At 66.7% G+C, this 21,307-nt stretch carries 10 protein-coding genes; 9 read left to right on the top strand and 1 reads right to left on the bottom strand.

Annotation, left to right across the window (positions count from 1 at the left end):
• Window positions 1-340: 340 nt before the first annotated feature.
• The 9 genes from C8K36_RS22400 to C8K36_RS22355 all read left to right on the top strand — a co-directional run bounded on the left by C8K36_RS22400 (window position 341) and on the right by C8K36_RS22355 (window position 19,021).
• The gene (locus C8K36_RS22400; protein WP_258195554.1) at window positions 341-3,946 is read left to right on the top strand and encodes an Ig-like domain-containing protein; all 3,606 of its coding nucleotides are present in this window, start codon (window positions 341-343) and stop codon (window positions 3,944-3,946) included.
• 182 nt (window positions 3,947-4,128) lie between these two features.
• A complete protein-coding gene (locus tag C8K36_RS22395) occupies window positions 4,129-6,435 on the top strand; it encodes an Ig-like domain-containing protein (protein ID WP_107987141.1) in 2,307 nt (768 codons plus the stop codon).
• Window positions 6,436-6,497: 62 nt separating this feature from the next.
• On the top strand, window positions 6,498-8,534 hold the full coding sequence (locus C8K36_RS22390; RefSeq protein WP_258195553.1) for an Ig-like domain-containing protein: 2,037 nt from the start codon (window positions 6,498-6,500) through the stop codon (window positions 8,532-8,534).
• 235 nt (window positions 8,535-8,769) lie between these two features.
• Window positions 8,770-10,017 (top strand): Ig-like domain repeat protein, encoded by a 1,248-nt coding sequence (locus C8K36_RS22385; RefSeq protein ID WP_107987139.1) that lies wholly within the window; start codon window positions 8,770-8,772, stop codon window positions 10,015-10,017.
• A gap of 313 nt (window positions 10,018-10,330) precedes the next feature.
• Window positions 10,331-11,752 (top strand): Ig-like domain-containing protein, encoded by a 1,422-nt coding sequence (locus tag C8K36_RS22380; RefSeq protein ID WP_107987137.1) that lies wholly within the window; start codon window positions 10,331-10,333, stop codon window positions 11,750-11,752.
• Between the two features lie 255 nt (window positions 11,753-12,007).
• Window positions 12,008-13,837, top strand: coding sequence for an Ig-like domain-containing protein (locus tag C8K36_RS22375; RefSeq protein WP_258195552.1), 1,830 nt, complete (start codon window positions 12,008-12,010; stop codon window positions 13,835-13,837).
• 171 nt (window positions 13,838-14,008) lie between these two features.
• Entirely contained in the window at window positions 14,009-16,855 is a 2,847-nt protein-coding gene (locus tag C8K36_RS22370; RefSeq protein WP_258195551.1) for an Ig-like domain-containing protein, read from the top strand.
• 500 nt (window positions 16,856-17,355) lie between these two features.
• Entirely contained in the window at window positions 17,356-18,114 is a 759-nt protein-coding gene (locus C8K36_RS22360) for a lysophospholipid acyltransferase family protein (protein WP_107987129.1), read from the top strand.
• Window positions 18,115-18,196: 82 nt separating this feature from the next.
• Window positions 18,197-19,021 carry an HAD family hydrolase gene (locus tag C8K36_RS22355; protein ID WP_107987127.1) on the top strand — a complete coding sequence of 275 codons (825 nt, stop codon included), beginning with the start codon at window positions 18,197-18,199 and terminating at the stop codon, window positions 19,019-19,021.
• An 88-nt stretch (window positions 19,022-19,109) separates the two neighbouring features.
• Here C8K36_RS22355 and C8K36_RS22350 read toward each other — a convergent pair whose 3' ends face one another.
• Window positions 19,110-21,182 (bottom strand): N-acetylmuramoyl-L-alanine amidase, encoded by a 2,073-nt coding sequence (locus C8K36_RS22350; RefSeq protein ID WP_107987125.1) that lies wholly within the window; start codon window positions 21,180-21,182, stop codon window positions 19,110-19,112.
• Window positions 21,183-21,307 lie beyond the last annotated feature (125 nt).

The raw sequence follows: 21,307 nt of genomic DNA, 5'->3' as shown, positions 1-21,307 counted from the left end.
GCGCGGGGGGCCACAGTCGTTTCTGGCCAATCCTCCTCGACCTGGACGTTTGTCCTATAGAGTTCGACTCGCATTTCAGACAGACGCGGAGTCGGGCTGCGGTTTGGCTGCAGGGGTTGGCATGGGCCCTGCAGCGCGCCCCGGGCTCTAATCTCATCGGCGCAGTGTCCCAGGTCGAGACCTGATCCGTTGAGTTGGCGGCCGACTGCCGTCGTCGAGAGGGAAGTGCATGGTTGGCAGGGAAATACGCCGAATAGTCGGCGGAGTAAGCGTTTTCGCGCTGGCCGCGGGATTCGCGGCGACAGTGGGCATCGGATCGGCCGGGGCGGCGGAGGGGTCGGTGACTTGGTCCGACGGCAACAGCAAATTCACCCGCACGGTCAGCAATTCGACTCCGTCGGTGGGGGAGACCGTCGCGGTCTCCACAAAGTTCGAGCGCACCGGTGGCGCGGTGGAGTGGATTCAGGCCGTGAAGGACCTCCACCCGGCGTGCCTGACGTATGTCAGTGGCAATACCTCCGGCCCGGAGGTCGCAGCGGACTACACCCGCGTGACGGGTAACTGGCCTGTGTATCCAAACATCAGCCCGAAGTCGCAGACCTTCACGTTCAACTACCTGGTCAACGCGAGTTGTGCCCGCGCGACTCCTCTGATGACCACGATGCACTACGGGGGCAGCCTCGGTAGCGGCACCTACTCGGACAAGGGGCCGACGATCACGGTGGCGAAGGATGCCACCACCACGACGCTGTCCGCGGTGCCGACACCAATGCTGACGGGACAGTCGGTCACTCTGACCGGCTCAGTGACCGGTGCGGGGCAGGGCAGCACGATCGAGTTCTACGACGGGACGACGAAGCTCGGGCAGGGCTTGTCGAATGCGTCGGGGGTTGCGACTTACGCGTGGACGCCGACCACGGCCGGTGCGCGCAGTCTGACGGCGAAGTTCCCGGGCACGGTGATCGCGAACTCGTCGCAGTCGGCGGCGCAGAATGTCCAGGTGAATGCGCCGGTGACCACCGGTGTGTCGGTGTCGGTGCCGGCCACGGCGGTGGCGGGTGCACCGGTGACACTGTCGGCGTCGCTGACCCCGTCGAATGCGGCGGGGACGGTGCAGTTCAAGGACAACGGGGCGAACATCGGTTCGCCGGTGTCGGTGGCGGGCGGCCAGGCGACACTGCCGCACACGTTCACGACCACAGGTGCGCACAGCATCACCGCGGATTTCGTGGCGGGGAGCGGATTCGTGAACTCCTCGGCTTCGGCGCAAACCGTGACGGTGAACGCCTCTACGTCGACGACGCTTCAAGTGCCGGCGTCCGCGTCGACGGGCACGCCGGTGACATTGTCGGCATCGGTGACGCCGGCGAATGCCGCGGGCGCGGTGCAGTTCAAGGACAACGGAACGGCCATCGGATCACCGGTCGCCGTCGCCGCCGGTCAGGCATCGGTACAGCACACGTTCGGTGCTGCAGGCTCGCATGACATCACGGCAGAGTTCATCGCCGGACCCGGATTTGCCTCTTCCGCCGCTGCGCCGCAGTCCGTCGCTGTTTCGAACCCGGATGTGACGACGTCACTTTCGCTGAGTCTTCCGGGCTCGGCGACGACGGGTTCGTCGGTGGACCTGACCGCAACGGTCAGCCCGTCCAATGCTCAGGGCACGGTGCAGTTCACCGATAACGGCTCTCCGATCGGTTCTCCGGTTCCTGTGACCAATGGATCTGCGATGCTCCCGCATACGTTTACGGGTGCGGGTTCGCACAGTGTTGCCGCGAACTTCGTTGCGGGGCCCGGGTTCGTGAACTCGTCGGCGGCAGCGCAGACGGTGACGGTGTCGGATCCTGATGTGACGACGTCGCTTTCGGTGACTGCACCAGGTTCGGCCGAGACGGGTGAGTCGGTGTCTCTGTCGGCGACGGTCAGCCCGTCGAATGCTCAGGGTGCGGTGCAGTTCAAGGTCGGTGGCGTCGCTGTTGGTTCGCCGGTGACGGTGACCGGTGGTGTGGCGTCGGTGCCGCATACGTTCGATGCCGCTGGTTCGTTCGTGGTTACTGCAGAGTTCACCGGCGCTGCCGGGTTCGTGAATTCGTCGGCGACGGCGCAGACGGTGACGGTGTCGGATCCTGATGTGACGACGTCGCTTTCGGTGACTGCGCCGGGTTCGGCCGAGACGGGTGAGTCGGTGTCTCTGTCGGCGACGGTCAGCCCGTCGAATGCTCAGGGTTCGGTGCAGTTCAAGGTGAACGGCAATCCTGTGGGTGCGCCGCAAGCCGTGTCCGGTGGTTCGGCGAGCTTGTCTCACACGTTCAACGCGGCTGGCTCGTTCGCGGTGACGGCTGAGTTCATCGGTGCTGCCGGGTTCACGAACTCGTCTGCGTCGGCGCAGACCGTGGCGGTTACCGATCCGGATGTGTTGACTTCGATGACGGTTCAGGTGCCGGGTTCGGCGACGACTGGTTCGTCGGTGGATCTGTCGGCGACGGTCAGCCCGTCCAATGCGGTCGGCACTGTTCAGTTCACGGACAATGGTGCGCCAATCGGTTCTCCGGTTGCGGTGGTGAATGGTGTTGCGACGCTTCCGCACACCTTCACGGGTACGGGTTCGCACAGCATCGGTGCCTTGTTCACGGGTGGATCCGGCTTCGCTGATGTGTCGGCGAATGCGCCGGGTTCGATCACGGTTGCCGATCCGGATGTCGAGACGTCGCTGTCGGTGACTGCGCCGGCCGCGGCCGCCACGGGTCAGTCGGTGAGTTTGTCGGCGACGGTCACCCCGCCGGGAGCCCAGGGGTCGGTGCAGTTCAAGGTGAACGGCGCTCCGGTGGGTGCGTCTCAGGCGGTCAGTGGCGGCACGGTGACCCTGCCGTACACGTTCAATGCTGCTGACACCTACGCGGTCACGGCCGAGTTCACCGGTGCTGCCGGGTTCACGAATTCGACGGCTTCGGCTCAGAACGTGACGGTTTCCGTTCCGGTTGTTCCGGACGAGAACACCACCACGACGGTGACCGCTCCCACGACCGCGGAGACCGGCCAGCAGGTGACTCTCTCGGCGGCGGTGTCGCCGGTTCCGACCGCCGGCACCGTCCAGTTCAAGGTGGCCGGAGTCGATGTGGGTGTTCCGGTCGCGGTGGACGGCAGCGGTCACGCGGGCATGCAGTACACCTTCAACGTGGCTGGTCCGTTTGCCGTGTCGGCCGTGTACTCCGGCACAACGGGTTTCGCCGGCTCGACGGCGCCAGTCCAGAACGTGACGGTGTCGGATCCAGCGCCGGTCGATGTTGTGACGTCGACGCTGGTCGGTGCTCCGGGTTCGGCGACGACGGGTGTGGAGACGACGTTGTCGGCAACGGTGCAGGCGCAGTCGGGGACGGCGGTGCCGACCGGTTCGGTGCAGTTCCGTGACAACGGCAGCCCGATCGGGTCGCCGGTGGCGCTGGTGAATGGATCTGCCTCCCTCGGCCACACCTTCACGGCGGCGGGGACACACCAAGTGTCCGCGGTGTACACAGCTGATGCCGGGTTCGAAGGGTCGACATCGACGCAGCGTCCGGTGGTGGTGTCCGCTCCGAATCCGTCGGATGTGGTGTCGTCGGTAGTGGTGTCGTCGGCCCAGTCGGCGACCGCAGGGACGTCGTTCACGTTGAAGGCACAGGTGATCGGCGCGCCGTCGTTGCCGGGCACGGTGCAGTTCTTCGATGGCGGTGTCGAGATCGGCGGACCGGTCCCGGTGGTGAACGGCGTGGCCGAGCTGGTCCACACGTTCACGTCGGACGGACCGCACCAGATTCATGCGGTGTACTCGGGTGGTACGGGTGTCGCAGGTTCGACATCGCCGATTCAGGTACTCGACGTCGTCGACTCCGGCGGCGGTACCGGCGGTAGCGGCTCGATGGACTTCGGGTCGCTGGGGAGTCTGAGCGGGTTCCGCCTCGGCGCCTGATTCCGGACGGACGAATGGCCCCTGCCTCTGTGGCAGGGGCCATTCGCCGTTTCGACGTCCCCTGGAAATCAACTGGACATTTGTCCGGCAAAACTGACACACGTTCCAGTTCGGCGGTCTATCGTGACTGACTCGGAGCGCTGTGCCCACAGCGCCTGTCAAACCGTTGTTTCAGGAGTCTGATGAGTTCCTCGTTACGGAGGCGCTGCACTGTGGCGCTCACCGGGTCCGCGTTGATCACCGGATCGCTATTGATCGCTCAGCCGGCGACCGCCGCGACCACCACGACCGATTTCACCACCACGTGTCGCGCCTCGGCGACCATCAACGTCACCAAGACTCCGGCCGCATCGGTCACCGTGAGCGCACCCGACACCGTCGCCCCGGGTGAGACCTTCACCTTCCGGATGCAGACGAATGCGCAATCCTTCCCGGACTCCGATTCCGGTGCGAGCACGACGAACCTGTCGCGCCTCAAGAACGACTTCGAGATCCCTGCGAACGCGACCTTCGTCAGCGCGTCGATCGTTCCGAACACCGCGGTGAACCTGAGCGGCGTCGCTCCGAGTGTCATCCGCGTCAACGACAACGGAGCCGCCGACGCGAACGGCACGCTTCTCAGGATCTCGGGCAACAACGAGGTCATCGGCAACGGTGCGTCGAACAGCACCAACAGCGAGGGCGGCATCTTGGCGCCCAAGCTCGAGAAGAACATCGACGGTAGCAACAACGGCAGCGGCGACTCCTGGTTCCGGCTGCCGGCGATCGACGTGACGATGGTGGCCGGTGGGTCCGGCACCGTCCAGCCCAAAATCCGCACCGGTGGGGCCGCGGGCAGCTTCAACAACGACAAGAACTTCAGCACGCAGCTCGCCAAGGCATCCTTCCTCGGCGTGCAGTGGGCTCCCACACGCTGCAGCCCGCGCAACTCCGAAGGCGCCGGACTGAACGCGGGCGCCAACCCGCTGGCGACCATCCGTATCGCCGTGCCGGACGCCGCCACCACGACGACACTGACGGTTCCGGACACCGCCGCCACCGGCGCGGCCGTTGAGCTCACCGCGGCGGTTGCGCCCGCAGGGGCGTCCGGCACCGTGCAGTTCAAGGACGGCGGGACGAACATCGGCGCGGCCGCGCCCGTGAACAACGGGTCGGCGAGCGTGTCTTATGCGTTCGGATCCTCCGGCGCGCACAGCATCACCGCGGTCTACTCGGGCGCGACCGGCTTCGCGTCGTCGACCTCGGAGGCTCGGACCGTGACGGTGACACCCCCGGTGGTGACCACGACAACCTCGGTTACGGTGCCGCCCAACGCGACCACAGGTCTCGCGGTCGATCTCGTTGCGGCTGTCAGCCCGGCCGGTGCCACAGGAACGGTGCAGTTCAAGGACGGTGCCGCGAATCTCGGTGCGCCCGTGCCGGTTGCCGGGGGACTGGCGACCCTCTCGCACCCCTTCATCACAACAGGTGCGCACAGCATCACCGCCGTCTACTCCGGCGGCACAGGATTCGGTCCGTCGACGTCGAGTGCGCGAACGGTGACGGTCTCGGAGCCCATGCCCGACGCCGTCGCGACCACCACGACGGTCTCGGCTCCCGCTACCGCGGAGGTCGGTACCCCGGTAACGATCTCGGCCACCGTGTCTCCGACGCCTATCGACGGCACCGTGCAGTTCCGGGACGGCGCGACGAATCTCGGTTCGCCCGTGTTGGTTTCCGGCGGAGCTGCAAGCCTGTCCCATACCTTCGCCCGGGGCGGATCGCATCCGATAACCGCGGTGTACAGCGGTGGCGTCGGCTCGCTGGGCTCGACGGCGACCCCGGTGACCGTGGCCGTCACGGCGTCGAGCCTCGGAACCGTCACGTTGCTCAACGTGCCCGGTGAGGCGAAGGCCGGTCAGCCGGTCGACCTGTGGGCGAGCGTGTTCGATCTCGTCGACGGAGTCCAGGTGCCCGACGGCGGCACGGTCCAGTTCCGTGACGGCGGAGCACCGATCGGCAACCCCGCCCCCGTCGTCGAAGGGTTCGCCAAGGTCACGCACACGTTCGGCGCGACCGGTGCCCACTCGATCACGGCCACCTTCAACGGAATGGGCGCATACACGGCGTCGAACGCCGACGCCCAGGGCGTCAACGTGACCCTCGCGTCGGTCGCGGATCTCGCGACGGCCACCGAACTGGTGCTGCCAGGCGGCGGCACCCCGGGAACCCCGGTCACCCTGTCGGCGCGCGTCGTTACCCCGGGGGCACCGCACGGCACCGTGCAGTTCTTCGATGGCGACAAGCCGCTCGGTGCGGCGGTTGACCTCGTCGATGGCCGGGCGAGCCTCACGCACGCCTTCACAGGAACCGGATCGCACACGATCGTCGCGAAGTACAGCGGTGCAGCGGGATTCACCGAATCATCTTCGGTCGCGGATGTGCTCGTGATCGCTGAGCCCGGCGGAACGACAGGCGCCGGCACCGGCAGCCTCTCGTTCGGCTCGTGACGGCGGAGGCCACGATGCGACAGCGAAATGCCGAGTCGGCGAGAGAAGAACGGACGAGCGTCATGACGAGTAGGACGAGGCGACTGACGGCCGCGGCAGGCGTTGCCGCGCTGTCGGTGGCCATCACTGCGACGTTGGGAGCGGGGATCGCGGATGCGGTCGCGGTGAACGAGGGCAAGTACACCTTCACCCGCACCACAGATGTCGATTCCCCACGCGTGGGTGACACGATCACCTACACCACCGTGGTGTCCAAGACCGGCATCGACGGCTACATCAACACGCTCGTCGACGTACACCCGGCGTGCTTCACCTACGTCGATGGTTCCGCCAAGGTGGCCGTCTTCAAGGTCGGCTCCGGGCAGAGCGAGTCGTCGGTGGATCCGGAGACCGGCGCCACCACGACCAAGGTGACTTCCGGGGGCTGGCTGGTCAATTCGAACAACTCGTTGACCTTGAAGGCGAGCTACCGAGTGTCCGACGCCTGCGCCATGGGCGCAGCGAACAGTGGCATGACCGCCAAGGGCACAGTGATGGGTAACGGCTTCCAGTCGTCGACGGACCAGTCCTCGATGGGTCCGTCAGTGATCGTGCGGCAGGCGACGTCGGCGACGGCGGTGACGGCCCCGGCCGGCGCCCTTACAGGTACGCCCGTGAACCTGTCTGCCACAGTCGATCCGGCGTCAGCCACCGGTACCCTTCAGTTCAAGGACGGCGGCACGAACATCGGCGCGCCGGTCTCCCTCGCGTCGGGCACGGCTTCGTTGTCGCACACCTTCAGTGCGCCGGGCACACACAGCATCACCGCGGTGTACTCGGGCGCCACGGCATACGAGGGGTCCACGTCGGGGGCTCAGACGGTGAACGTGTCGGTGCCGGACGTCCCGACCACCACGTTGCTCACGGTTCCCCCGAGCGCCCTCACCGGCACGGCGGTGACGCTGTCCGCAACCGTCACCCCGAACACGGCTTCGGGCACGGTGCAGTTCAAGGACGGAAACACGAACCTCGGTGCGCCGGTGTCTGTCTCGGGCGGCATCGCCACGTTGCCGCACGCGTTCACGACGGCGGGCGTGCACCCGATCTCCGCGGTGTTCGCGGGCGCGGGCTTCGTCTCGTCCACGGCCGGACCGCAGACGATCACGGTGACGGTCCCGGATCTGGTCACGACCACCACGGTCGGCGCGCCGGCCTCGGCGCAGACGGGCGCGCCGGTGACGCTGTCGGCGTCGATCAGCCCGGCCCCGAACGGTGGAACGGTCCAGTTCAAGGACGGTGTCACGCCGATCGGCGGGCCAGTCGAGATGGAGAACGGCGTGGCCACGCTCGAGCACACGTTCGCATCCGTCGGTAACCACTCCCTCACCGCGGTGTACTCGGGCGCAGCAGGATTCGAGCCCTCGACCTCATCAGTCCGGCCCGTGTCCGTCACCGACCCGGTGGTGTCCCCCCGGGGCACCGTGACCCTGCTCAGTGTGCCCGGAGAGGCCAAGACCGGCGGAACCACCGATCTGTGGGTCACCGTTCGGACCCCCGCCGGTGCGCTCGTCGACGGCGGCACCGTCCAGTTCCGTGACGGCGGTCAGGCGATCGGTGACGCGGTCGCAGTGAACGCGGGCGTCGCGCGCCTGCCGCACACGTTCACCGTGGCGGGTGCGCACTCCATTTCGGCGGTCTTCTCCGGAACTCCCGCCCTCGACGGCTCGACGGCAGAAATCCGGATCGTGAACGTGACCGTCCCGGCACCGACCGACGTCGAGACCGCGACGGCGCTGACCGTGCCGGCTTCGGCGGCCAGTGGCGCCACGGTGACGCTGTGGGCATCCGCGGTGTCGTCAGGTCCGGTTCGCGGGACGATCCAGTTCTTCGACGGCGCCACCCCGATCGGTGAGGCCGTGGAACTGGTCGACGGCGCCGCGACTCTGCAGCACTCCTTCACCACATCCGGTGCGCACGCGATCTCTGCGGTGTATTCGGGCGCGGAGGGGCTGAGGGGGTCCACCTCGGAGGCTCGCACCGTCGAGGTCGGTGCCACCGAGTCGACGCCCGGCGGCACGCCGGGGCTCGGCAGCCTCGCCGGGCTTCCCTTCGGTTCCTGACGGACTGGGGCGGATGTGCGAGCGTCCGCCCCTGATCCGTCTGTAGCGAAAACTGTCCGAAGTTGGACGTTTGTTCTATAAAGTCCGAATGAGTTCTGTGTGCCGACCGCGGTACTCAGGGCACTGTCGAACACCGGAGTCGGGCCGGGTTTCGACAGGTACTCAAACGCATGCGTCCTGCTCTGCGTCGGTGGACAATCCGCCCGCGCGCGCTAACGCTCTGGAAGGAGTCGGAATGGCCCGATCGGTCATGCGGCGAGCTGTGTCGAAGGTATTTGTCGGGACGTTGGCCGTTGCCGCGCTCGGTGTCGGTCAGGCGTTGCTGGGTGGTGGTGTCGCCTCCGCCGATCCGATGTCACAAACGGTGACGACGTCGAACATCAGTGCCACCAAGACGGTGGACAACCCCAACCCGTTCCCGGGCGACACCGTGACGACCACCGTCACGTTCAGTGCGAGCGGTAGCCGGTACATGCAGAACTTCACGGACTTCCCACCGGCCGACTACGTACTCCAATCGGTCAGCGGCAAAGTCTGGCGGAGCGGGCCTGTTGCCGGAGGCTTCGGCAAGGGTGGCACCTTCGACGGGACTCCGGCCCAGGACCCGGTCTCGGGCGCTGTCCGGCTCAGCTGGACCGCCAGTGGGAACTGCATCGGTGCGGCCTGCAAGCTGGCACTGCTCGACAAGGGCGCGACCCTGACGTTCACCTACAAGGTTGCGGCGAACGCTCAGCCCGGACCTCGAACCACCGGCATGGAGTTCAACATCTACTCCTTCAATGACACGCAGCGGTGGAATCCGTTGAGCGGGTTGAACCTGTCCGTTCAGCAGGCGTCCACCGCGACCAGCGCCACGGTGACGGTGCCGCCGAGCGCGAAGACGGGCGATTCCGTCCAGCTCTCGGCTTCGGTTTCCCCGGCGAACGCGACCGGCACCGTGCAGTTCAAGGACGGCATCACGAACATCGGTTCGCCCATTCCGGTGGTCAACGGAATCGCCTCGACGTCACACACCTTCGCAACGGCGGGATCCAAGCCGATCACCGCGACGTTCGCGGGTAGTGGCGGATTCTCCAACTCGACCTCGCCCGGACGCATCGTGGAGGTGTCCGTCCGAGGCCAGGACGACGTCGAGTCGAGCACGATCATGACTGCACCGCAGACCGCAACGGTCGGTGTTGCGGTGCGCCTGTCCGCACAGGTCTCGTCGACTGCCCTGACCCTGCCGGGGACGGTGCAGTTCTACGACGGGGGCACGCCGATCGGGCCGCGGCTGCCCGTCGGGAACGGTGTCGTCGCACTCGACTACGTATTCGACGTGTCGGGTGCGCACCAGATCAGCGCTGCCTACACGGGTGGTGCGGGTGTCGACGGCTCGGCGTCCGTTGCACAGACCGTCCAGGTTGCCGATGCCCCGACGCCGCCCGGGGGCGCCGGCAGTCTCGGCAGCTTGGGCAACGGAAGCTCGATGTTCGGTTCCTGACCGACAGTCGAATCGAGGCCCTCACGTGCAGCGTGGGGGCCTCGATTTACGTTTCTGCCGTTTCCGAACCGACCTGGACGCACGTCCGATACAGTAAGTCGCGTTTCGCTCGATGCACGCCGTCGAGGCGAAACGGCCAGGTGACCGGAGTCGGGCCGCACCCTGGGCGTAGAACCCGTGGGGTCGGTGGGCAGGTGAGCCGAAACCGCGGGACCGTGCTCTGGAGGGGGTCGGGACATGGCCCGGTACACGACGCCATCGGCGACACCTTTCGGATCGGCATTCATCGAGGGTCGGCGTCGAGAGGAATTGCATGTCTGACAGGAATATCCGTCGGTTCGTCGGGGGACTCAGCGCGTTCGCAGTGGCAGCAGGATTTGCGGTCACCGCCGGTGTGGGAGTCGCTGGCGCAGCGCCGGGTTCGGTGACGTGGAACGATGGCAGCAGCAAGTACACGCGTACGGTGAGCAATACGACGCCGAGCGAGGGCGACATCGTCACGGTGTCGACGAAGTTCGAGCGTACCGGCGGTGTGGTGGAGTGGATCCAGGCAGTCAAGGATCTGCATCCGTCGTGCCTGACCTATGTCAGCGGTAATACCGGTGGCCCGGAGGTTGCCTCGGATTATGTTCGGGTGACCGGTAATTGGCCGGTGTATCCGAACATCAGCCCGAAGTCGCAGACCTTCGAGTTCAACTATCGGGTCGGTGCCGACTGTGCTCGTGGTGTGCCGCTGTCGACGACGATGCACTACGGCGGTTCGCTGGGTTCGGGAACCTACTCGAACAAGGGTCCGTCGATCACGGTCAGCAAGAACACCACCTCGACGAACCTCGCCCAGATCGCGAGCGCTCAGGTCGGTCAGGCCACGAATCTGGTGGCGACCGTGACAGGCGGAGCACAGGGCGACGCGGTCGAGTTCTTCGACGGCAACACCAAGGTCGGAACGGGCAACCTCGACGCCAACGGCACTGCAACCTACGCCTGGACCCCGTCGACCCGCGGTTCGCACACAGTCATGGCGAAGTTCCCCGGAACGGTGCGGGCGAACGCCTCTCAGTCCGGACAGCAGACCATCGATGTCGCTCAGGTGGATGCAGGGTCGAACACCGCGATCGGCGCTGTCACGGGCGCTCAGGTGGGGCGGGCGTCGACCCTCGAGGCCACCGTTTCGCCGGCGGGTGCGGGCGGCACCGTCCTGTTCAAGGACGGCGCCGAGGTGCTGGCCCAGGTTGCCGTGAACGGTGCCGGCAAGGCCGCCTACCAGTGGACGCCGACAACCGCGGGTAGCCACACGATCGCCGCGGTCTTCTCGGGCCGGGACGGCGTCGTCGGATCGACCGGAACTGCAACGGTGAACGTGGCGGCCAAGCCCATTGACAACAGCGAATCGGCCACCGCGATCGCGAACATTGTCGGAGCAAAGGTCGGTGTAGCGCAGAATATCTCGGCGCAGGTGACTCCGGGGAATGCCGGCGGCACTGTGACATTCAAGGACGGCGACACCGTCATCGGGACGGCCAATCTCGACGGCAACGGCGTCGCATCGCTGAGTTGGACCCCGGCGGTCGAGGGTCAGCGCGTGATCCGGGCCGAGTACTCGGGCGCCGGAACGGTCAATGCCTCGAACGATGATCTGTCGGTTTCCGTGGCTCCCGCCACCAACGGTGGTGACGGAGGAGAAGGCGGCAGCGCCGGCTCGCTCGGCGGCGGATTCGGCTCGCTCGGCGGATAGTCCACGCCAGGATCTCACTCCTCGTCCGGCCTGAGCTCGAGGCCGGACGAGGGGTCTACCAGTCGATTGCAGAAACGGCCGGCAACGCCAGCCGTCGAGAGGGAACCTATGTCTGACAAAAGAGTTCGCTGGATGGCGGCGGGTGCTGCGGCCGCGGTTGCTGCAGGATGCGCGGTTGCGTTTGGTGTCGGTGCCGCGGGTGCGGCGTCGGGGTCCGTGACGTGGGATGACGGCAATAGTCGGTTCACTCGGACGGTGAGCAATACGACGCCGAACGAGGGAGACATCATCACGGTGTCGACCAAGTTCGAGCGCACCAGCACTCCGGTGGAGTGGATCCAGGCGGTGAAGGATCTCCATCCGTCGTGTCTCACATATGTCAGTGGTAATACTTCCAACCCGGAGATAAAGCCGGATTATGTTCGGGTGACGGGCAATTGGGATGTGTACCCGAACATCAATCCGAAGTCGCGGACCTTCGAGTTCAGCTATCGGGTGGGTGCGGATTGCGACCGTGGTGTGCCGTTGGCGACGTCGATGCATTACGGCGGGTCGTTGGGTTCGGGAACCTACTCGGACAAGGGCCCGGCGATCACGGTGAGTAAGAACGTCACGACGACGACGCTCGCTGCAGTCCCCGGCCCGGTGACGTCAGGTCAGTCCGTCACGCTCACTGCGACGGTGACCAAAGGCGCGCAGGGTGACTCGGTTGATTTCTTCGACGGTGCTACCAAGGTCGGCTCTGGTGCGTTGAACGGTTCGGGTGTTGCGACGCTGACATGGACGCCGACGACGTCGGGCGCGCGTTCGTTGCAGGCGAAGTATCTGGGTACGGCGAAGGCGAATCCGTCGGAGTCGTCGCAGCAGCCGGTGTCGGTGGTGGTGCAGACGTCGATGACGGTGTCGGCGCCGGCGACGGCGTTGACGGGTACTGCGGTGACGTTGTCGGCGAATGTGACTCCCTCGAACGCGTCGGGCACGGTGCAGTTCAAGGACAACGGTGCGAACATCGGCTCTCCGGTCGCTGTGACGAATGGTGTCGCGACGACGCAGTACACCTTCACGACGGCCGGTAACCGCAGTATCACGGCCGAATTCACAGGCGCGGGCTTCGCCACCGCGACGTCCGCTCCGCAGCCGGTGGCAGTGAACAATCCGGACGTCCAGACGACCGCCTCGCTCCAGGTACCCTCCACCGCGGAGACCGGAACGCCCGTGATTCTGACGGCCAACCTCACCCCGGCAAACGCGTCCGGGTCCGTGCAGTTCAAGGACGGCGCCAGCAATATCGGCTCGCCGGTGACTGTTGCAAGTGGCAAGGCTCAGCTCAGCCACACCTTCACAGAGGCAGGCAACCACAGCATCTCCGCCGTGTTCACGGGCAGCCCAGGATTCCTCGGATCCACGGCGCCCGCGAAGTCGGTGATCGCGACCGACCCGCAGGTTCCCGATGTCCAGACCGATACTGCCGTAACAGTTCCGGCGACGGCGCAGACCGGGTCGGCAGTGGCACTGTCCGCGGCGGTGAGCCCCGCCGATGTGTCGGGCACCGTGCAGTTCAAGGACGGCAACGACAACATCGGATCGTCGGTCTCCGTCGTGAACGGTGTCGCCGCACTGCAGCACACATTCACCGAGACAGGATCCCATTCGATCACCGCCGTCTTCACGGGCGGTGCCGGGTTCTCCGGTTCGACGTCGACGGCACAATCGGTCCAGGTGTCCGATCCTGCCCCCGGCGATGTGGTGACTTCGACGGCGCTGACCGCTCCGGCAACTGCCACCCAGGGACAGCAGATCAGCCTCTCGGCCCGCGTCACGAGTAGCGGCGCGCTGACTGGAACAGTCCAGTTCTACGACGGCGCCACGCCTGTCGGCGCAGCGGTCGCGCTCGAAAACGGTGTGGCGGTGCTCCCGCACACGTTCAACGCCATTGGTGCGCACCAGATCACGGCGGTCTACTCCGGCGGAACCGGGTCGCAGGCGTCAACGTCGGCACCCCAGACCGTCCAGGTCGCCGCGGGCGGCGGAGATGGCGGGGGAGGAATGGGTTCGCTCGGCTCACTGAGTGGTTTCGGTTCCTGACTCCACACAGTCCGCTCAATCAGTTCCAAACCTCTGCGCCCGGGGTCGGGCCGGCGTGGATGGTGCTATCCGAAGCGATCACTCGAGCCGCCGGGTTCACGAAATCCGCGGGGCCGAAGAGTGCTCTGAAGAAGGGGAAACGAAATGGCCCGATCGAAAACGCGGACAATCGTGGCCGCAGCAGCTGCCGGTGCAGTAGCTGCGGGGTTCGTAGTGACGGTGGGCGTGAGTCCGGCTGGTGCGGCGCAGGGTGTGGTGTCGTGGCAGGACGGGGGCAGTAAGTTCACGCGGACGGTGAGTAATGCGACGCCGAACGAGGGAGACATCATCACGGTGTCGACCAAGTTCGAGCGCACCAGCACTCCGGTGGAGTGGATCCAGGCGGTGAAGGATCTCCATCCGTCGTGTCTGACGTATGTGAGTGGCAATACCGGTGGCCCGGAGGTTGCCTCGGATTATGTTCGGGTTACCGGTAATTGGCCGGTATATCCGAACATCAGTCCGCAATCGCAGACCTTCGAGTTCAACTATCGGGTCGGTGCCGATTGCGCCCGTGGTGTGCCGTTGATGACGACGATGCATTACGGCGGATCGTTGGGTTCGGGAACCTACTCGGACAAGGGGCCGGCCGTCACAGTAGCCAAGAATGCCACGACGACGTCGTTGGCGGCGGTCTCAGGTCCGGTGACGGCGGGGCAGTCCGTGACGCTCACCGCAACGGTGACCGGTGGCGCGCAGGGTGATCCAGTCGACTTCTACGACGGGACCACGAAGCTGGGCTCGGGAGCCCTGAATGCGTCGGGTGTCGCGACGTACGCGTGGACACTCACATCGCCCGGTGTGCATCCGTTGCAGGCGAAGTATCTGGGTACGGCGAAGGCGAATCCGTCGGAGTCGTCGCAGCAGCCGGTGTCGGTGGTGGTGCAGACGTCGATGACGGTGTCGGCGCCGGCGACGGCGGTGACGGGTACGGCGGTGACGTTGTCGGCGAATGTGACGCCCCAGAATGCAGTCGGCGCGGTGCAGTTCAAGGACAACGGTGCGAACATCGGCTCTCCGGTGCAGGTGTCGAATGGTGTGGCAGCGCTGCAGCACACGTTCTCGGCAGCGGGTAGCCACAGCATCACCGCGGACTTCAGCGGTGCGGGCTTCGTGGGCTCGTCGGCTCCGGCACAGACGGTCAACGTCAGTGTCCCGGATCAGGCGACCACGACGACGCTGACGGTCCCGCCGACGGCGCAGACCGGCACTCAGGTGACGCTGTCGGCGAGTGTCGCGCCGAGTCCCGGCGGCGGCACGGTCCAATTCAAGGACAACGGGACGGACCTCGGTGCGCCGGTTTCGCTCTCGGGTGGCACCGCACAACTGCCGCACACGTTCTCGACGGGAGGGCAGCACAGCATCACGGCTGTGTTCTCCGGTGCCCCCGGGTTCGCCACGTCCACTGCGGCGGCGCAGGCGATCACCGTGAGCGTTCCGGATCAGGCGACCACGACGACGCTCACGGTCCCACCGACCGCCGAGCCTGCGCAGCAGGTGACACTGACCGCGAATCTCGATCCGGCGAACGCGTCCGGAACGGTCCAGTTCAAGGACAACGGCAACAACATCGGTTCCGCGGTGCAGGTGTCCAACGGTGCTGCAACCCTGCAGCACTCATTCACCTCGTCCGGCAGTCACAGCGTCACCGCGGTGTTCACAGGCAACGCAGGCTTCGTGAGCTCGACCGCCACCGCGCAGACGGTGACCGTCAGTAACCCGGTGGTTCCGGACGCCGCGACCAGCACCGCGCTCACCGTGCCGGCGACGACAGTGAAGGGAACGAGCATCACCCTCACCGCGACCGTGAATCCGGCCAACGCCGCCGGAACCGTCCAGTTCCTGGACGGACAGACACCGATCGGTGGCCCGGCCACCGTGTCGAACGGATCGGCCACGCTGCAGCATTCGCTCGCAACGTCCGGCAACCACAGCATCAATGCCGTGTTCACCGGCGGCACGGGCTTTCTGGGCTCGACGGCTGCTGCCAAGTCGATCATGGTTACCGACCCGGTGGTCGCGGACATCACCACCACCACGACGCTCACCGTTCCACCGACGGCGCAGACCGGTCAGCAGGTAACCCTGACAGCGACCCTGGATCCGGCCAACGCGGCGGGCACGGTGCAGTTCAAGGTCGGTGCCACCAACGTCGGTTCTCCGGTCACCGTCGCGAGCGGTACGGCGACGACGCAGACGACGTTTGCGGCAGCTGGAAGCCACAGCATCACCGCGGTCTTCACCGGCAGCGCCGGCTTCGAGAACTCGACGTCCACCGCGCAGACGGTGACCGTCAGTAACCCGGTGGTGCAGACGTCGCTGGCGCTGTCGGCGCCGTCGGATGCCCAGACCGAATCCGAAGTCATCCTGTCCGCGACGGTGACGCCTGCGAACGCGTCCGGCACCGTGCAGTTCCTCGTCGACGGTAACAACCTGGGTGGCCCCATCGCAGTCTCGAATGGTGTTGCCACGCTGCCCCACACGTTCGATACGGCCGGTGCGCACACCATCGCTGCCACCTTCACCGGTGCGGCGGGCTTCACGAACTCGACGGCCACGTCACAGACGGTGCAGGTGTCCGTCCCGACCCCGGACGATGTCGTCACGACCACTACCGTGACCGTGCCGCAGACGGCCACCGCCGGACAGACGGTGACGGTGTCGGCGTCGGTGACGGGCGGAACGAATCTGCCCGGCACCGTCCAGTTCTACGACGGTGACACAGCGATCAGCGGCAACATCGGCTTCGTCGACGGCATCGCGACGTTCCAACACACCTTCACCACGGAGGGCGCGCACGCGATCACCGCCCGCTACTCCGGTGGCCAGGGCGCGAAGGCGTCGACCTCGCCGGTGCAGACAATCCAGGTGTCCCCGGCCGACAACGGCGGCGACGGCGGGGGAACCGGCAGCGCCGGCTCGCTCGGCAACTTGTTCGGTTCACTGAGCGGCGTGGGCCGCTCGGGATTCGGTTCCTGACCGAAGTTCCCCAACCCGGCACGACGTGAGGCCCTCGACCCATTCGGTCGGGGGCCTCACGCCTGTTCGGGTCGGATCGATCTGTTTCACGCCATCGTCCCGACTCGCGTCGACACCGTGTGATCGCACATCATTCGTCGGGGCAGTTGGGGTGAGGCGTGGCAGGCGTTCGGAGTCGAGGGAGCGTCGGTCGAGTTCGGCAAACGTGTTCTCCTGAGCACGGTTCCGGCATGCGTCCACCCCCGGGGCTGCATGCATCGGTGCTGCTGTCCGCGGCTGTGACGCCGTCGAACGCGACGGGCACGGTCCAGTTCTATGACGGTGCGACACCGATCGGGACACCTCGGACGGTGTCCGGAGGGCGGTGTTGACCTACGCCTTCCCGACCGCGGGTGTGCGTGACGTCAAGGCCGTCTACTCCGGAGGGCCGGGAGTGACCGAGCCGCACGTGGGCGGGCGGCAAGTGGTCCCGCTCACGTGCGCCGACTACTGTTCTCACCGTGGAACCCTTCTACCGAACGATCATCGGCGTCGCCCGCGCAGTGTTCGCAGGCCAGGGACTGAAGTTCACCGTCACCGGCGAGGAGCACCTGCCCGCGTCCGGAGGTGCGGTGATCGCCATCAACCACACCGGATACATGGACTTCACGTATGCCGGTCTGCCGGCCCGCCCCGCCAAGCGGTACATCCGGTTCATGGCGAAGAACGAGGTCTTCGTCAACAAGATCTCCGGGCCCATGATGCGGGCGATGAAGCACATCCCCGTCGACCGGTCGGCGGGCGCCGACTCGTACCGCGCGGCTGTGCAGGCGCTGCGTGACGGCGAGTTCGTCGGCGTGTTCCCGGAGGCGACGATCAGTCGCAGCTTCGAACTCAAGGAGTTCAAGTCGGGCGCGGCCCGGATGGCCATCGAGTCCGGAACCCCCATCGTGCCGATGGTGATCTGGGGCTCGCAGCGCGTGTGGACCAAGGGATTTCCGAAGCGTCTCGGGCGGACCAACACCCCGATCTCCATTGCCGTCGGTGAGCCGATCGCGCCGTTCGAGCCGGCATCCGAGATGACGGCGTTGCTGCACACACGCATGGAGGAGTTGCTGCGCGGCGTGCAGGCGAACTACGACCACCCGGCGGGCGAGTACTGGGTTCCGGCCCGCCTCGGGGGCGGCGCCCCGACGCTCGAGGAGGCGAACAGGATGGACGCCGAGGAGGCGGAGGCCAAGGCTGCGGCCCGCCGCAGCAAGGACGCCGGCGGAGCGTAGATCGGGGAGCCGACCGGTGAATTAGCGCTCACCGGCGGGTACGGAGCGGCAGATTGTCGCCCGAAAGGGGCAGAATGGCCCGGTGCCCACCGAACTGCCCAGCCTCGTCGCCAGCGATGTCGACGGCACCCTGATCGACGACGACGAAAACGTCACCGCCCGGACCCGAGCGGCGGTGCGGACCGTCGTCGATTCCGGCACGCCCTTCGTCCTCGCTACCGGACGGCCACCCCGCTGGCTCGGCCCGGTCGTCGATGGACTCGGCTTCGCGCCGCTGGCCGTGTGCGCGAACGGGGCGGTGCTCTACGACGCCGACGCGGATCGCGTGATCAGCGCGTCGACGCTGTCGCTGGAGACACTCGCGTGGCTGGCCGATCTCGTCGACTACGAACTACCGGGGGCCGGATTGGCGGCCGAGCGCATCGGCGCCACCGCGCACGACACTGCCACCGCGCAGTTCGTCAGCGCACCCGGCTACGAGCACGCCTGGCTCAATCCTGACCACACGGAGATGGCGCCGGAGGACCTCTTGTCCGCGCCCGCCGTCAAGATGCTGATCCGATTGCCCGGCGCGAGCAGCGCCGAGATGGCCGCGAAGCTGCGTCCACTGGTGGGGGAGCGGGCCGACCTCACGTACTCGACCAACAACGGTCTCATCGAGGTGTCGGCCCCCGGGGTGACCAAGGCGTCCGGCCTGCGGCTGATGGCGGAACATCTCGGCACGCCCCACGAGAGCATCGTCGCATTCGGCGACATGCCCAATGACATTCCGATGCTGGCGATGGCGCGCCACGGCGTCGCGGTCGAGAACGCACATCCCGAGGCGAAGGCGGCGGCCGACGAGGTCACCGCCACGAACTCGGACGACGGTGTCGCCCGGGTGCTCGAAAGGCTCTGGAAGAGCTGAACTTCGGCGAATCCGGAAAGCCGAGAAGACAACGAAAAGGGCCTGCCTTCCACGTCTTCGTGGAGGGCAGGCCCTTTTGGTCGGACGGTCAGTTGATCGCGACCGGAGCCTCGGACACCGCGTCGGCCGGAGCCGGTGCGGGTGCTGCAGCGGGGGCAGTCGCGTCGTTGAGGATCGTGGTGACCTGGCCGGTCGCCTCGTCGAAGATCATCGAGCCGCGCTCGAAGTCGGAACGCTTGCCGCCGTCGACCGTGTACTCGTCGCTGATCGGCAGACCGATGTCACCCATCACGCCGCCGGCCGCAGTCCACGTCTGGAAGATCTTTCCGAGCATCGTGACCACACCACCGAGCGGCGAGGTGAAGATGCCGCCGTTCTGGAAGAACGCGTACACCTGGCCGGTCGCCGTGTTCAGCAGGCCGGTGATCGCGTCACCCACCATGCTGCGGTTACCGCCCATCGAGAGCCACTGGCGGGCGATGGGATTGGAGTCGGCGATCGACAGAATACCGTTGACCACTGCCGGGATCTGCGCGTTCAGGTCGAGCGACGCGGCCGGGTTGCCGCCGCCACCGCCGCCACCACCGTTGCTGGGGTTGGTCGGCGGCGTCGCGCCACCACCATTGCCGCCGCCGACAGGTCCGCCGTAGTTGGCCGCGGCGATGTTGCGGATCTGATCCATCTGGGCGTACGCCGCGCTGCCGGGGCACTCCGTGTATCCGACGTCGCGGTGCGCGAAGATCGTCGGCAGGACGACCCGCTGGCCCTGGGCGTACTTCGAGTACTGCGTGCCCTCGGAGTACATGGTGACCTGGCCCTTGGGGTTCAGGTTCGCCAGCTTCAGGCGCCACCCGAGGTACTTGCCGACAGACTCGATCGCCGCGGCCGGGGCCGGCTCGTTGACGAAGTTGCCCATCATTGCGATGCCGACGGTGTTCTCGTTGAAGCCACCGGCGTGTGCGCCCTGGACGGGGCGGTCGAGTCCGCCGAAGCGACCCTCGAAGATCTGTCCGAAGCGGTCGACGAGCACGTTGTAGCCGACATCGCACCATCCGAGCGACTTCGCGTGGTAGGCGTAGATGCCGCGGACGATGCCCGCCGACTGCTCACGCGAGTAGTTGTTGTTCTCGGCCGTGTGGTGCACCGTTGCGCCGCCGGTCGAGTCGTCGTACGTCGGGTTCTGGCAGCGGATTCCCTCGTCCGCGCCCCATGCTCGGCGGGAGATGATGTTGACGCCGTTCACCGCGGTCGGCGTCGCGATGTCCGCGAGATTCGCATCCTGCGGTCCGCTACCGGGATTGATCAGCACCGCAGCGACGTCGTTGGCGGTCAGCGTTGCCTCGCGCAGCGGCTTCGACAGCGCCGCCGGGGTGTAGCCGAGCGGCTGCGTGGAGTCGGAATCCGTCTGGGGAGCGGGCGTTTCGGTGGCCGGAGCCTCCGGTGCGCGCAGGGCCGGGTCGGTGGGATCTGCGGGGGTCGCCGGCGTCGCCGTGCCTGCGGTGCCGTCCGTGCCTGCTGCGCCGGCCGCGCCTGCTGTGCCTGCTGTGCCTTCTTTGGGTGTCACCAGGATCTGCACAGCGTTCGTCTCGCCCACGAAGACGGGCTCGGTGCCCTGCTTGCCGTTGCTGCTGCCGTCGACGAGATCCGGCGTGATCCACGCGCCCCACGAACCGTCGGCCAGCTGGGCGCGCAACTGCGTCACCGACGACTCCAGATTGGCGGCGGTGACGCCGACCATCGAGAACGGGGTGTCCTGGGTGACCTCCTTGACCGTGGCGCCGAGGGTCTCCGGGGAGGCCGTGCCCGGTGTCGGAACAGGATCGGCGATGTCGCTCGGGACGGCCGACGGGGTCATCGGCGTGAGCGAGGGAAGCTGGAGCGTCCCGCCGCCGGGGAGGGGGATCTGGGTCGGGAGCGGAAGGTCGCCGAGGCGGACGTCCGGCAGGTCGAGCCCGGTCAGTTCCTTCAGGGGGATGACGATGTCCGGGACGGAGGCGAGAACGACCTCCGCGACCTGCGTCGGAATCGACGGAGCCGAATCGCTTGCCGAGAGAACGTCCGAAGGGCCGCTGTTCAGTGCCTGAACAGCGAAGGGGGTGGCGACGGCGACTGCTGCGACTGTGGCCAGGACTATCGAGTTCTTCGGTCGACGGTGCGGCAAGGCGAATCTCCTCGTGGTAATGCGCGGGGTGTCTTCGTGCGCTGCGAGCGACCTCTCGGCCGGCCGATTCCGGGCGGTTCGGTTTCGGACTGAATCCTGGGGCTGCCCCGGGAGGAAGTCCACAG

This window comes from Rhodococcus sp. OK519 (assembly GCF_003051005.1).
GTDB lineage: Bacteria > Actinomycetota > Actinomycetes > Mycobacteriales > Mycobacteriaceae > Prescottella.
This window is presented reverse-complemented; position numbering and strand designations above follow the sequence as displayed.

Excerpts from the sequence above, each read along its gene's own strand:
- C8K36_RS22395 (WP_107987141.1), top strand. The coding sequence starts at position 4,129 with ATGAGTTCCTCGTTACGGAGGCGCTGCACTGTGGCGCTCACCGGGTCC.
- C8K36_RS22390 (WP_258195553.1), top strand. The coding sequence starts at position 6,498 with ATGACGAGTAGGACGAGGCGACTGACGGCCGCGGCAGGCGTTGCCGCG.
- C8K36_RS22385 (WP_107987139.1), top strand. The coding sequence starts at position 8,770 with ATGGCCCGATCGGTCATGCGGCGAGCTGTGTCGAAGGTATTTGTCGGG.
- C8K36_RS22380 (WP_107987137.1), top strand. The coding sequence starts at position 10,331 with ATGTCTGACAGGAATATCCGTCGGTTCGTCGGGGGACTCAGCGCGTTC.